Origin of the sequence: Nocardia arthritidis (assembly GCF_011801145.1) — a bacterium.
Lineage (GTDB): Bacteria > Actinomycetota > Actinomycetes > Mycobacteriales > Mycobacteriaceae > Nocardia > Nocardia arthritidis_A.
On the sequence record NZ_CP046172.1, the window covers coordinates 8,968,018 to 8,984,356 of the forward strand.

Annotated in this window: 1 protein-coding gene (cut by both window edges); it reads right to left on the reverse strand. The window is 69.5% G+C overall.

This entire window lies inside a single protein-coding gene on the reverse strand: locus F5544_RS40715, encoding a non-ribosomal peptide synthase/polyketide synthase. The 43,590-nt coding sequence extends 12,185 nt beyond the window's left edge and 15,066 nt beyond its right edge, so the window shows coding positions 15,067-31,405, spanning codon 5,023 (complete) through codon 10,469 (partial); reading right to left, the first codon wholly in view occupies positions 16,337-16,339. The start codon and the stop codon both lie outside this window.

Below are 16,339 nucleotides of genomic sequence, written 5' to 3' on the forward strand. Positions count from 1 at the left end.
CCTCGACCAGCCGCTCGAACGGCACGTCGGCGTTGGCGAACGCCTCCAGGTCGCGCTCCCGGACATCGGCGAGCAGATCGGTGAACCGCGCGCCCGAACCCACCCGGGTGCGGAACACCAGGGTGTTGACGAACATGCCGATCAGGTCGTCGAGTTCGCGCTCACCGCGACCGGCGATCGGGGTGCCGACCGCGATGTCGTCGGTGCCCGACAGCCGGGCCAGCAGCACCGCGAGCGCGGCGTGCACGACCATGAACAGCGAGGCGTTGTTGGCGCGCGCCAACTCGTGCAGGCGGGCGTGCCGCTCCGGATCGATCTCGAAGCGAATCGCCTTGCCCTGGAACGACTGCGCGGGCGGGCGCGGCCGGTCGGCGGGCAGCTCCAGCTGATCGGGCAGCTCCGCGAGCGCCGCGGTCCAGTACGCGACCTGCTGCGCGGCAAGCGATTCCGGATCGTCCTCGGCGCCGAGCACCGCGCGCTGCCACAGCGCGTAGTCGGCGTACTGCACCGGCAGCGGAACCCACTGCGGCACATCGCCGCCGACCCGGGCCACGTACGCGATCATCAGATCGCGGGCCAGCGGCCCCATCGACGAGCCGTCCGCCGCGACATGATGCACCGTGAACGCGAGCACATGCTCCTGCGGCGCGATCCGGAACAACGCGACCTTCAGCGGCACCTCGACGGTGACATCGAAGGTGGTGAGCGCGAATTCGATGACCTTGCCCACCAATTCGGACTCGGCCACCTCGACCGGGCTCAGCGCGACCGCCGACGCGGATGCGGGCCGGATCACCTGGTGCGGGCCGTCGGCCGAACGCGGGTAGGTGGTGCGCAGCACCTCGTGCCGGGCGAATACGTCGCCGATCGCCAGTTCGAGCGCGGCGACATCCAGCTCGCCGGACAGCCGCACCGCGAGCGGGATGTTGTCGACGGCCGAAGTGGCCGTGTCGAATTGGTTGAGGAACCAGTACCGCTGCTGGGCGGGCGAGAGCGGAATGCGCTCCGGCCGCTCCCCCGCGACGAGCCGGGGCCTGCTGCGACCCGAGCCCGCGGCCCGCTCCACCCGCGCCGCGAACGCGTGCACATCGGAGGCCTCGAACAGATCGCGCACCGCGAGCTGGGTATCCAGTGCCGCGCCGAGCCGCGCGGTCACCTGGGTGGCCAGCAGCGAGTTGCCGCCGAGGCCGAAGAAATCGTCGTCGAGGCCGACCCGCGCGACACCGAGCACGTCGGCGAAGGTGTTGGCCACGATCTCCTCGATCGGGGTCGACGGCGCACGGAACACCTTGGCCTCGAACACCGGTGCGGGCAGCGCCCGGCGATCCAGCTTGCCGGATGCGTTGAGCGGGAATTCGTCGAGCAGGACGAACGCCGACGGCACCATGTACGCGGTGAGCTGCTTGGCCAGCGCCGCGCGCACCTCGTCCACGTCGATGACGCGATCCGGTTGTGCGACAAGGTAACCCACCAGTTGGTCGCCGGTGCGCTCATCGGTGCGCACCACAACGACCGCCTGCGCGATCGCGGGCTGCGCGGTGAGCGCCTGCTCGATCTCGCCGAGCTCGATCCGCAGACCGCGCAACTTCACCTGGAAGTCGGTGCGGCCCAAGTACTCCAGCTCACCATCCGCAGTCCAGGTAACCAAGTCACCCGTGCGGTACATCCGCGTGGCGGCACCGAACGGGTTGGCCACGAAGCGATCCGCGGTCAGATCCGGACGTGCGACGTAGCCGATCGCCAGCTGCGCACCCGCGAGATAGAGCTCACCCGGCACGCCGACCGGGACCGGCCGCAGCCGCGAATCCAGCACGTACACCTGGGTGTTGAACACCGGCGCACCGATCGGCACCGAGGTGAGATCGGCATCGGTCACCTCGTGATAGGTGACGTCGACGGCGGCCTCGGTCGGGCCGTAGAGGTTGTGCAACGCCGCACCGGTCAGCTCGCGCAGGCGCTGCGCGGTCGGCGCGGGCAGCGCCTCACCGGATGCGAAGACCATACGCAGGCTGGTGCATTCGGCGGCGCGCTCGTCGGCGACGAACACCGACATCAGCGACGGCACGAAATGCGCCGTCGTGACGCCCTCTTCGGTGATGAGCTGAGCCAGGTAGGCCGGATCACGATGACCATCCGGCCTGGCGACCACCAGCCGCGCACCGATCTGCAAGGGCCAGAAGAACTCCCACACCGAAACATCGAAGGTGGCCGGGGTCTTCTGCAGCACGACGTCATCCGGGCGCAGGCCGTACTCGGCCTGCATCCAGACCAACCGGTTGACGATCGCGCCGTGGCTCACCGCGACACCCTTCGGGCGTCCGGTCGAACCCGACGTGAAGATCACGTACGCGGTATTGCCGGGCAGCGCCGGATGATCGGTGAGCGGCTCATCCGAAAGCTCGGTCAGATCCAGCTCGTCGATGCGGACCTGGCGCGCGTGCGTCGTCGCCAGATCGGCGCCGGAGGTCAGCACGCAGACCGGTTGCGCGGTCTCCAGGATGTAATCGATGCGCTCGGCGGGGAAGTCGGGATCCAGCGGCACGTAGGCGCCACCGGCCACCGAAACCGCGTACATGCCGACCACGAGGTCGATCGAACGCCGCATACCAAGCGCCACATACGATTCCGCGCCAACACCGGCCTGCCGCAGCCAGCGCGCGAGTCGGTACACCCGGCTCGCGAACTCGGCATAGGACAGAATTGTCCCCTCGAACGTGACAGCCGTCGCGTCAGGAGTACGCGCCACCTGCGCCTCGAACATCGACACCAGCGTTGCGGCCGAATCGATTCCGTGCGCGGTGGCATTCCACAGCTCGACCACCCGCGTGCGCTCGGCGGTATCGAGCAGGTCGATCTCGCCGACGACCACCGTCGGCTCGGCCGCCACCGCGGTCAGCAACCGCACCAGGCGGCGGGCCAGCGTTTCGATCGTGCCCGCGTCGAACATATCGGTGGCGTAGGCGAATTCGGCGGTCATGCCGTCCGGTGCGCCCGCGGCGTCGAGGCGGTCGGTCAGGTTCAGCTGCAGGTCGAACTTGGCGGTTACCACGTCGAGCGGCACCCCGGCCACCTCGAGGCCGGGCAGCTCGAACGAGGCCTCGCCCTGGTTCTGGAACGACAGCATCACCTGGAACAGCGGATGCCGAGCCTGCGAGCGCGCCGGGTTCAGGATCTCCACCAGCCGCTCGAACGGCAGATCCGCATGGCCGAACGCGGCAAGGTCGGTTTCCCTTGTCCGCGCGACCAATTCGGCGAAGGTCTCGGCCGGGTCGACCTGGCTGCGCAGCACCAGCGTGTTCACGAACATGCCGATGGCATCGTCGAGCGCCGCCTCGCCACGACCCGCGACCGCGGTGCCGATGGCGATGTCGTCGCTGTTGGACAGGCGGGCGAGCAGTGCGGCGAAGGCCGCGTGCACCACCATGAACAGGCTCGCGCCGTGCTCGCGGGCCAGCGCGTTCAACCCGCGCTGCAGCTGCGCGTCGAGCGAGAACTCGTACACGTCACCGCGATTCGACGCGATGGCCGGGCGCGAACGGTCCGCGGGCAGATCCAGCTGATCCGGCAGCCCGGCCAGGTTCCGCGACCAGAAGGCCACCTGCTGGGCGATCAGCGACTCCGGATCCTCCTCCGAGCCGAGCGTTTCCCGCTGCCACAGCGCGTAATCCGCGTACTGCACCGGCAGCGGCGCCCAGCCGGGCGCTTCGCCGCTCGAACGGGCCAGGTAGGCCACCATCACATCGCGGGCGAGCGGCCGGATCGACCAGCCGTCACCGGAGATGTGGTGCACGACGAAGACCAGCACATGCGTCTCCGGCTGCGAGCCGTCCATCGAACCCGCGACGCGGAACAGCTTGGCCCGCACCGGAACCTCGGCGGTGACATCGAAACCGGTGAGCACCAGCTCGCTGATCTGATCGCGAATCTCGGTCTCCGACACCGTGATCGGCGAAAGATCGATGGTCTCCTGCCCCGCGGGCAGCACCACCTGCACACCGTGGCCGTCGGCGGTCTCCGGGTAGATGGTGCGCAGCACCTCGTGCCGGTCGATCACATCGGCGACCGCGCGGCGCAGCGCGTCGGTGTCGAGCGCACCGGTCAGCCGCACCGCGAGCGGGATGTTGTTGACCGCGGTCGCGCTGTCGAACCGGTTCAGGAACCACATGCGCTGCTGGGCAAGGGAAAGCGGAATCTGCGCCGGACGCGGACCGGCCACCAGCTCGCGGCGGCGTCCGGTGCCCGCCTGCGCCTCGAGGCGGGCGGCGAGCGCCGCCACATTCGGCGCCTCGAACAGCAGACGCACCGGCACCCGGGTGTCGAGCGCCGCGCCGAGGCGGGCCACCACCTGGGTGGCGATCAGCGAGTTGCCACCGAGTTCGAAGAAGTCGTCGTCCAGGCCGACCGGGCGATCGCCCTCGGCCGCAACGAGCCCGAGCACCTCGGCGAAGGTGTCGGCGACGATCTCCTCGATCGGCGTCGCGGGCGCACGGAACTCCCGCGCCTCGAAGACGGGTTCGGGCAGTGCGCGCCGATCCAGTTTGCCGTTGGGACTCAACGGCATCGCGTCGAGCACAACGATCGCCGCGGGCACCATGTACGAGGGCAGTCGCGCGGCAAGGGCGCCGCGCAGCTCGTCGGCGTCCAGCTCGGCGCCCGAGGGCACGACGTAGGCGACCAACTGGTCGCCCGTGCGCGCGTCCGAACGCACCATGGCCACCGACTGGGCCACCGAAGCCTGTGCGGTGAGCGCGGTTTCGATCTCCCCGAGCTCGATGCGCAGGCCGCGCAGCTTCACCTGGAAGTCGGTGCGGCCCAGGTAGACGATCGCGCCGTCGGCGCCGCGGGTGACCAGGTCGCCGGTGCGGTACATGCGCGCACCCGGCGCACCGAACGGGTTGGCCACGAAGCGATCCGCGGTCAGGTCGGCGCGGCCGAAGTAGCCGCGCGCCAATTGCGCTCCGGCCAGGTACAACTCGCCCGCCATACCCGCGGCGACCGGGTGCAGGCGCGAATCCAGCACGTAGGCCTGGGCATTCCACACCGGCAGACCGATCGGGACCGCGCCCGCGACCTCGGCGGCCACCGGGCCGTGCGTGGCGTGCACGGTGAATTCCGTTGGACCGTAGAGGTTGTACAGCTCGGCATCGCTCACCCGGCGGATCGCGTGCACCGCGTCGGCGGTGAACGCCTCACCGGCGACGAACAGCAGCCGCAGCGAGGCCAGCGCCTCGCGGCCGATACCGGTCGCCTCGGCATTGGTCGCGAAGACGGTCAGCATCGACGGCACGAACGAGGTCATGGTGATGCGCTCGGCGGCGATCACCTCGGCCAGGTATTGCGGGTCGCGGTGCCCGTCGGGGCTCGCGATCACCATCCGGCCGCCCGTGCTGAGCGGACCGAACAGCTCCCACACCGAGACGTCGAAGGTGGCGGGCGTCTTGAAGAGCACGATGTCGTCGGCGCCGATGCCGTATTCGCCGGTGATCCAGCGGATTTGGTTCACGACGGCGGCGTGCGGCACCGCGACGCCCTTCGGACGGCCGGTCGAGCCGGACGTGAAGATCACATATGCCGGATGTTCGGGCCGCAGGGGCGCGATCCGTTCGGCATCGCTGACCGGCGCGTCCGAGTACTCGTCCAGCTCGAGTTCGTCGAGCGTCAGCGTCTCCCGCGCACCGGCGTCGAACGCGTCGCGCGCGGTGGTGAGCACGCAGACCGGCGCGGCGGATTCCAGCACGTACTCGATGCGCTCGGCGGGTTGATCCAGATCCAGCGGCACGTAGCCGCCGCCCGCGGCCTGCACCGCGTATGCCGCGACGACAAGGTCGACCGAACGGCGAATGCCGAGGGCGACAAGGCTTTCCGGTCCGACACCGGCGTCGATCAGGCGACGGGCCGTGCGATGCACCCGCGCCGCGAATTCGGCGTAGGTGAGGGATGTCCCGGTGCTCGGGTCGACGATCGCGACCGAATCCGGGGTCGCCGCGGCCTGCTTCGCGAATACGTCGACCAGCGTCCGCGCGGCACCCAACTCGTGCGCGGTGTCGTTCCAACCACGCAGCGCCAGTTCGGTTTCCGACTCGTCCAGCAGCGCGATATCGCCGACCGGACGATCCGGTTCCGCCGCGACGGCCCGCAACACCCGGTTGAACCGATCGCCGAATTCGGCCATCGTCCGCGGATCGAAAAGATCGGTGGCGTAGATCAATTCGGCGATGATGCCGGACGGCGTCGCCGCCGTGCCGTTGGTCGCGCTCGCCGCGGTGCGCTCGGACAGCGCCAGATGCAGGTCGAATTTGGCGACATCGATCGGCAGTTCGACACCGCTGACCGTCAACCCGGGCAGTTCCAGCACGTTCTGGCCGAGGTTCTGGAACGACAGCATCACCTGGAACAGCGGATGCCGCGCCTGCGAACGCGGCGGGTTCAGGATCTCCACCAGCCGCTCGAACGGCAGGTCGGCGTGACCGAAGGCGGCGATATCCGTGGCGCGCACCGCGCGCAGCAGGTCGGTGAACGTCGCGCCGCCATCGACCGGGGTCCGCAGCACCAGGGTGTTGACGAACATACCGATCAGGTCGTCGAGCGCGCGCTCACCGCGGCCCGCCACCGGGGTGCCGACGGCGATGTCGTCCTCGCCCGACAGGCGCGCGAGCAGCACGGCCAGCGCGGTGTGCGCGACCATGAACAGCGTCGCGCCGCGGGTGCGGGCGAGTTCGGCCAGCCTGGTGTGTGTTTCGGCGTCGATCTCGAAGGTGTAGGTCGCGCCGCGGCCGGAGGCCACCGCGAGACGCGGCCGGTCCGCGGGCAGATCCAGTTGTTCCGGCAGCCCGCGCAGCGCCTGTGACCAGTACGAGATCTGTTCGGAGATAACCGAATCCGGATCGGTCTCGGCACCGAGCACGGTGCGCTGCCACAGCGCGTAGTCGGCGTACTGGACTTCCAGTGGCCGCCAAGCCGGTTCGCCGCCGTCGACGCGAGCGCCGTACGCGGTCATCACGTCCCGGGTCATCGGGAGCATGGAGAAGCCGTCGGCCGAGATGTGGTGCACCACCAGGGCGAGCACGTGTTCGGTCGGGCTGATCTCGAACAGCCGCGCCCGGAACGGCACGTCGACGGTGACGTCGAAGCCGGTCAGCACCAGTTCCGAAAGCCGCTGCGGCAGTTCGGTTTCACTGACATCGATCGGCGTCAGATCCGGAATCACCTTGCCGGTCGGCACGATCACCTGATGAGCCGTGCCGTCTACCTCGGGGTAGTAGGTGCGCAGCGATTCGTGCCTGGCCAGGACGTCGGCCACCGCGATCTGCAGCGCCTGCCGGTCCAGCAGACCCGACATGCGCACCGCGGCAGGGATATTGTCCACGGCCGATTCGGGATCGAAGCGGTTGAGGAACCACATGCGCTGCTGCGCCAGCGAGAGCGGCACCAGCTCCGGCCGCTGCTGCGGCACCAGCGGCGCGCGCTTGCCCGCGCCGACCCGGGATTCCGCACGGGCCGCGAGCGCGACGACGGTGGAGGCCTCGAACAGCTCGCGCACACCCAGGTCGGTGTCGAGCGCGGCCGAAAGCCGGGCCGCGACCTGGGTGGCGCTCAACGAATTACCGCCGAGCGCGAAGAAGTCGTCGTCCAGGCCGACCCGTTCCAGGCCGAGCACCTCGGCGAAGGTGGTCGCGACGATCTCCTCCACCGGCGTTGTCGGCGCGCGGAACACCGCGGCCTCGAACACCGGTGCGGGCAATGCCTTCCGATCCAGCTTGCCCGATGCGTTGAGCGGGAATTCGTCGAGCGCGATGAGCACCGACGGCACCATGTAGGCGGGCAGCTGCCTGCCCAGATCCTCGCGCACCAGCTCGGTGTCGAGCGGAACGCCCTGTGCCGCGATGACATACGCCACCAGCTGATCGCCGGTATGCGCATCCGAGCGCACCACGACCACCGACTGGGCGATCTCGTCCAGCGCGGTGAGCGCCTGCTCGATCTCGCCGAGCTCGATCCGCAGACCGCGCAACTTCACCTGGAAGTCGGTGCGGCCCAAGTACTCCAGCTCACCATCGGCGGTCCAGGTGACCAGGTCACCCGTGCGGTACATCCGGCTGCCCGCGACACCGAACGGGTTCGCGACGAACCGATCGCTGGTCAGATCCGGCCGCGCGACATAGCCGCGCGCCAGCTGGGCACCCGCCAGATACAGCTCACCCGCGACACCGACCGGAACCGGCCGCAGCCGCGAATCCAGCACGTACACCTGGGTGTTGAACACCGGCGCACCGATCGGCACCGAATCCACGTCCGCCGCGGTCACCTCGTGGAAGGTGACGTCGACGGCGGCCTCGGTCGGGCCGTAGAGGTTGTGCAGTGCCGCACCGGTCAGCTCGCGCAGGCGCTGCGCGGGCTTGGACGGCAGCGCCTCACCGGAGGCGAACACCAGCCGCAGCGAATCGCATTGGGCCGCGGCCGCATCGGCGACGAACACCGCGAGCATCGACGGCACGAAGTGGGTGACGCTGATCCGCTCGGTGCGGATGATCTCGGCCAGATACGCCGGATCCCGGTGGCCGTCCGGCTTGGCGACCACCAGCCGCGCGCCGATCTGCAAGGGCCAGAAGAACTCCCACACCGAAACGTCGAAGGTGGCCGGGGTCTTCTGCAGTACCGCGTCGCCCGCGTTCAGCTGGTAGGCCGACTGCATCCAGACGAGGCGGTTGACGATCGCGGCATGGCTGACCGCGACACCCTTCGGGCGGCCGGTCGAACCCGAGGTGAAGATCACGTACGCGGTATTCGACGGGCGCAGCGGCGCACGGCGTTCCGCGTCGGTGACCGGTTCGTCGGACAGGCCGAACAGGTCGAGCAGATCGATGCGCACCTGGGCGGTGTCGATCTCCAGATCGACTCCGGAGGTCAGTACGCAGACCGGATCGGCCGTCGCCAGAATGTATTCCGTGCGCTCGGCCGGGTGGTCCGGATCCAGCGGCACGTACGCGCCGCCCGCGACGGTCACCGCGTACATGCCGACGACCAGATCGATCGAGCGCCGCATGCCGAGGGCCACATACGATTCCGGCCCGACACCGCGTTCGATGAGCCAGCGCGCCAAGCGGTAGACGCGTGACGCGAACTCGTCGTAGGACAGATTTGTCCCCTCGAACGTGAGCGCCGTCGCCTCCGGCGTCCTGGCCAGCTGTTCCTCGAACAGCGAGACAAGCGTTGCGGCCGAATCGATCTCGTGCGCGGTGTCGTTCCAGCCGGAGACCACCAGCTCGCGCTCGGCGGCATCCACCAGCTCGATATCGCCGACGGCGAGCTCGGGTTCGGTGGTGATGGCGGTGAGCACCCGGATCAGGCGGTCGGCGATGCGGCGCACGGTCGCCTCGTCGAACAGGTCGCGCAGGTAGCCGGCGCGGATCCGCAGCCGCGAATCCAGCTGTGCGATAAGGGTCAGCGGGTAGTGCGTGGCATCGGCCGCGGCCAAGTCCACCACCGACATACCGTCGATATCGGCGGCCTGCGCGCGCAGACCCTCCGCGTCCACCGGGTAGGACTCGAAAACCACCAGGGTGTCGAACAATCCGCCGATACCGGCCGCCGACTGGATATCCACCAGGCCGACGTAGTGGTGGTCGAGCAGATCGGCCTGCTCGCCCTGGGTGCGAATCAGCAACTGGCGCGCCGATTCCGACGGGTCGAAGCGCACCCGCACCGGCACGGTGTTGATGAACAGACCCACCATGTTCTCCACGCCGGCCAGCTGCGCCGGGCGGCCGGAGACCGTGGTGCCGAACAGCACGTCGTCGCGGCCGGTCATCCGGCCGATCAGGATGCCCCACGCGGTCTGCAGCACGGTGTTCGGGGTGACGCCGAGCGATGCGGCCAGCGCGGTCAGGCGTGCGGTGGCGGCCTCGTCGAGGTCGAACAGGTATTCCCCGGACAGCGCGGTGATTTCGCGTCCGGCGTCCGGCCTGGCCAGCAGCGTCGGCTCGGAAATACCTTGCAGCGCACGGGTCCACGCAGCCAGCGAGGCCGCGAGATCCTGCCGCGCCGTCCATTCCAGGAAGTGCCGGTAGGAGCGGGCGGCGGGCAGCACCGAGGCATCCGCGTGCGCCGCGTACAGCACGAGCAGATCGCGCATCAGCAGCGGCATGGACCAGCCGTCCAGCAGGATGTGGTGGTTGGCCACCACGAACTGCCAGCGATCGGCCGCCACCTGGATCAGCGTGAACCGGATCAGCGGCGGCGCGGTCAGATCGAAGCGCGTCATCCGGTCGGCGGCGATCAGGTCATCGGCGTTACCGGATTCGGTGCGGTCGTATTCGGCCCAGCCGACCCGGACGTTGTTGAGCACCACCTGCACCGGATTGCCGTTGGCGTCGGTGACGAAGGCGGTGCGCAGGTTCTCGTAGCGATCGACCAGAGCCTGTGCGGCCGAATGCAATCGGGTCGCGTCCACGTGCCCGGTGAGGGTCACCACCGCCTGCGCGGTGTACACGTCCACCGAGCTCGCGGCCAGGCGGGCGTGGAAAAGCAGACCCGCCTGCAGCGCCGAGAGCGGCCAGATATCGGCCAGCGCCGGGAAACGCCGCTCCCAGGCGTCGATATCGCGCTGAGTGGTGCGCACCAGCCCGAAATCGGACGGGGTGTGTCCGCCCGCACCGGTCGAATTCGCGTGCCGGGCAACCGCTTCCAGCGCGGTGGTCCACAGCTCGGCGAATTCGCGCACCTCGGGGGCGGTCAACAGCGTTGCCGGATAGCCGATATTCGCGGTGAGCTTGTCGCCGACCACGATCGCGTTGATGTCCAGCGGCGCCATCGCGGGCATATCCGCGTCGTAAGCGCCACCGAGCGAGGCCAATTCGGCCGCCGGGATCCAGCCGAAGCCGCGCAGCGCCTCCGGCACATCGCCGTCGGATACCCGGCCCAGATAGTTGAAGCTCACCTGGCCCGGCAGCTCGGCGGGCAGCTGCGCCGCCGTCTCCGGGTTCAGGTAGCCCAGCAGGCCGTAGCCGATGCCCTTGTCCGGCACCGAAAGCAGCTGTTCCTTGACCGCCTTGATGGCCTGGCCGAGCGCCGGGCCGCCGGCGAATGCGGCGTCGACATCGATACCGGACAGTTCGAAGCGGACCGGGAAGATCGCGGTGAACCAGCCCACCGTGCGCGACAGATCCGCGCCCGGCACCACCTCTTCCTCGCGGCCGTGGCCCTCCAGCCGCAGCAGCAGCGCGTCGTCGGTGCGCGTACCCGCCTTGCGCGCACGCCATTTCGCGGTCGCCAGTGCGAGCGCGGTGAGCAGGCCGTCGTTCACGCCGCCGTGGAACAGCGCGGGCACCGTGGTGAGCAGCGCCTTCGTCACCTCGGCCGAGACCTCGACCTGCAGCTTCTCGATGACACCCGATACGTCGACCGCCGGATCCATCGGCCGCGCGGTGAGCAGCGGATCGGCGGTGCCGACCACCGAGCGCCAGTAATCGAGTTCGGCGGTACGGCCCTCGCTCTGAGCCTCGCGCTCGAGCGCGTGCGCCCAGGCCCGCATCGATGTCGCGGGCGCGACCAGCTCGGGCTCCTGTCCCGCGGTGAGCTGACCCCACGCGGTCACGAAGTCCGGCACCAGGATTCGCCAGGTGACGCCGTCGACCACCAGGTGGTGGCCGACCACGATCAGGCGGCCCATCTGTCCGGCGGTCGCCGGATCCAGCCAGACGAACCGGATCACGACGCCCGCGGCCGGATCCAACCGGTCGAGCGCGGAATCCAATGCCGCCGAGGCGACTTCGAGCAGTTCGGCCTCGTCGGTGTATTCGACCCGATCGATCAGCGCGTCGACGTCGACGGTGCCGGGCGCGGCGGTCTCGAGCACGAGGCCGTCACCGTCGTCGTACAGCCGGGCACGTAGCATGTCGTGCCGATCGATAACCGCGCCAACGGTTTTCGCGATACCAGCGCGATCGATACCGGCGGGCAGCTCCAGCGCCATGGTCTGGTTGAACCGGCCGAACGAACCCGGCCGCTCGGCCATGAACCGGACCACCGGGGTCAGCGGCATCCGGCCGACACCGCCGCCCGGCAGTTCGGCCAGCACCGCAACGGCGGGTGCGGCGGCGTCGGCGGTCTCGGCCACCGCGGCCAGCCCGGCCACCGTGCGCTGCTCGAAAACCTGTCGCGGCGTGAAGATCACCCCGCGCGCCTTGGCCCGCGACACCAGCTGGATCGACACGATCGAATCGCCGCCGAGCGCGAAGAAAGAGTCGTCGACGCCCACCCGCTCCAGGCCGAGCACCTCGGCGAAGACCTCGGCGATGGTGTGCTCCACCGGCGTGCGCGGCGCGCGGAATACGACCTCGGTCGCGAATACCGGCTCCGGCAACGCCTTCCGGTCCAGCTTGCCGACCGGGGTGAGCGGCACCCGGTCGATCACCATGACCGACGACGGCACCATGTAGGCGGGCAGCCGCTCCTCGACGTGCGCGGTGAGCGCCGCTACGTCGATCGAATAGCCGTGTGTCGCAACAACATACGCGACCAAGGACACCGCGCCCGCGGAGTTCTTGTGGCCGATGGTCACCGCGAAGTCCACGCTCGGATGCGAGGCCAGCGCGGCGTCGATCTCGCCCAGCTCGATGCGGAAACCGCGCACCTTCACCTGGAAGTCGGAGCGGCCGACGTACTCCACCTCGCCGGTCCGGGTCCAGCGGACCACGTCACCGGTGCGGTACATCCGCGCACCGGGCACATAGGGATTCGCGACGAACCGCTCCGCGGTCAGACCCGGCCGGGCATGGTAGCCGCGCGCCAGCTGCACGCCCGACAGATACAGCTCACCCGCGACACCCACCGGGACGGGCCGCAACCGGCCGTCGAGAATCAGCGATTGCATGCCGCGCACCGGGCCGCCGATGGTGACCCGGTCGCCCTGGGCCAGCGCATCGCTGATGTTCGTCATGATGGTGGTCTCGGTGGGGCCGTAGCCGTTGTGGAAGCGGCGGCCCGAATCGTCTTGCGCGCCACCCCACTTCGTCACCATGTCGGCGGGCACCGCCTCGCCGCCGGCGACGATCACCCGCATATCGGCGAGCGCGTTCGGATCCAGCGAGGCCAGCACCGACGGGGTGATGAACGCGTGGGTGACCCGCTCGCGCCGGATCAGCTCGGTCAGCTCCTCGCCGCCGTAAACACCGGGCGGGCAGACCACCAGGGTGCCGCCGCGGCCGATCGCGAGCAGGAACTCCAGGATCGACGCGTCGAAGCTCGGCGAGGCGAAATGCAGTGCGCGCGTATCGGAATCGACCGCGTAGCGCTCGTTCTGCTCGGCGCGGAAGTTGGCGAGGCCCGCATGGGTGACCACGACGCCCTTCGGCACGCCCGTCGAACCCGAGGTGTAGATGACGTACGCCGGATGCTCCGGACGCAGCGGGCGCACCCGATCATCATCCGAGATCGCGGACGCGGCGTACTCGTCGAGCGCGAGCTCGTCCAGCACCAGCCAGTCCACCGATTCGGGCAGCTCGGCGCGGACAGACGAAACCGTAAGGCCCACCGGCGATCCGGAGTCGGTCACCATATGCGCGATGCGGTCGGCCGGGTAGGCCGGGTCCACCGGGACGAATGCCGCACCGGTCTTGCTCACCGCCCATTCGGCGAAATACGAGTCGTCGGAACGCGGAACCGCGACGGCCACCAGATCCTCGGTGCCGATGCCGCGCTCGATCAGCAAGCGCGCCAAGCGGTTCGAGCGCTCGTCGAGGTCGCCATAGGACAGACTTGTCCCCTGGAATACGACGGCGGTCGCCTTCGGATCGTGCGCGACGGCCTCGGCCAGCAGCTCGGGCAGCGTCTGGAGCGGCTCCGCGGGCGCACCGGTCCGCGCGATCAGATCGTCCCGCTCGGCGGCGTCGAGCACGTCGATCGCACCGACGGCGATGGCCGGATCCGTTGCGACGGCATCGAGTACCCGCTGCCAGCGGTCGATGATCTCGGCGGCGGTCGGCTCGTCGAACAGTTCGGTGGCGTAGGTGAGCGCCAGCGTCATTCCGCCGCGGTCGTTTTCGGACAGCGTGAACTGGAGATCGAAGCGCGCGACGCTCTCCTCCAGATCCAGCGCGGCCACCGAAAGGCCCGGCAGTTCGAAGGTGGTGCGGTCCAGGTTCTGGAAGGCCAGCATCACCTGGAACAGCGGGTTGCGCGCCTGCGACCGTTGCGGTGCCAGCAATTCCACCAGCCGCTCGAACGGCACATCGGCATTGCCGTACGCGTCGAGGTCGGTCTTGCGGACCCGGTCGAGCAGTTCGGTGAACGATTCGCCGGGTTCCACGCCGGTGCGCAGCACCAGCGTGTTCACGAACATGCCGACGAGATCGTCGAGCGCCTGCTCGCCGCGGCCCGCCATCGGCGTGCCGATCGCGATATCGTCGCCGCCGGACAGCCGGGCCAGCAGCACCGCGAGCGCACCGTGCATGACCATGAACAGCGAGGCGCCGCGTTGCCGCGCAACGTTTTCCAGCTCGCCGACGAGTGCGGCGGGCAGCTCCCGGTGCAGCGTCGCGCCGCGCAGCGAGGCGACTGCGGGGCGCGGCCGGTCGGTCGGCAGCGCCAACTCGTCCGGCACGCCGTCCAGCGCCCGCTTCCAGTGCGCGACCTGGCGGGCCATCAGCGATGCCGAGTCGTCCTCCGAGCCGAGGACTTCGCGCTGCCAGATGGCGTAGTCGGCGTACTGCACCGCCAGCGGCGCCCAGCCGGGCGCGCTGTCCTGGGTGCGCGCGGTGTACGCCAACATCACGTCGCGGCTGAGCGGGCCCATCGAGAAGCCGTCGCCCGCAATGTGATGCACGACGACGACCAGCACATGCTCGGCGTCGCCCGCTCGGTAGAGCCGGGTGCGCAGCGGAACCTCTTCGGCCACATCGAATCCGGTGTAGACGAATTCGGTGACCTCGCGGGTCAGCTCGGCCGGGTCCACCGGCACCGGGTGCAGATCGAGCGCGATCTCCTCCGCGGGCACGATCACCTGGACCGGAATGCCGCCGTGCTCCGGATATCTGGTGCGCAGCGATTCGTGGCGGCGCACCACGTCGGCGATCGCCAGCCGCAATGCGTCGACGTCCAGCGTGCCGGACAGCCGGATGGCCATCGGCAGGTTGTATGCCGCAGACGACTTGTCGTACTGGTTCAGGAACCACATGCGCTGCTGCGCGAACGACAGCGGCACCAGTTCATCCGCGGTGCGCGGACGGGCGACCAGGCTGGCGCGCGCCTCACCGGTGTGCGATTCCAGCCGTGCCGCAAGGGCTTCCACGCTCGACGCCTCGAACAGCGCGCGCACCGGGACGGTGACGCCCAGCGCCGCGCCGATCCTGGCGACCACCCGGGTCGCGATCAGCGAGTTGCCACCGAGATCGAAGAAGTCGTCGTCGACGCCGACCTGGTCCAGGCCGAGCACATCGGCGAACACTTCCGCGACGGTCTCCTGGATCGGATTCACCGGCGCGCGGAAGGTTTTCACCTGCGCCGCCGGTGCGGGCAGCGCCCGCCGGTCCAGTTTCCCGTTGACGGTCAACGGAATCCACTCGAGCCGCACCATGGCCGCCGGGACCATGTACGCGGGCAGTTGTTCGGCCGCGCCGTTGCGCACCACCTCGAGCTCGAGCTCGGCATCGGGTTCGGCGACGACGTAGGCGACGATCCGCCGATCGCCCGGCTGATCCTCGCGAACGATGACGGCGGCCTGCGCGACGCCCGGCTGGGCCAGCACCGCGGCCTCGATCTCACCGAGTTCGATGCGGAAACCGCGGACCTTCACCTGATCGTCGGCGCGGCCGAGGTATTCGAGCTCGCCGTGCCGGTTCCAGCGGGCGAGGTCGCCGGAGCGGTACAGGCGGGCCCCGCCCGGATCGAGCGGGTTCGCCACGAAACGGGTCGCGGTCAGGTCCGGGCGGCCGAGGTAGCCGCGCGCCAATTGTGGTCCGGCGACATACATTTCACCCGCGACGCCCACCGGCACCGGCCGCAGCCTGGCGTCCAGCACATACACCCGCAGGCCCGCGATGGCGCGGCCGACAACACTGCCGGAGGCGGCGGCGATGGTGGCGGCGTCCAGCGCCCGGTACGACACGTGCACCGTGGTCTCGGTGATGCCGTACATGTTGACCAGCAGCGGCGCTGAATCGCCGTGCCGGGCAACCCAATCCGACAGACGGCGCAGCTCCAGCGCCTCACCGCCGAACACCACGTAGCGCAGCGCGAGCGGCTGGGCGTCCGGTGCGGCGTTGCGATCCGCCTCGGCCAGTTGGTAGAACGCCGACGGGGTCTGGTTGAGTACCGTAACCCGCTCGGCGCGCAGCAGTTCCAG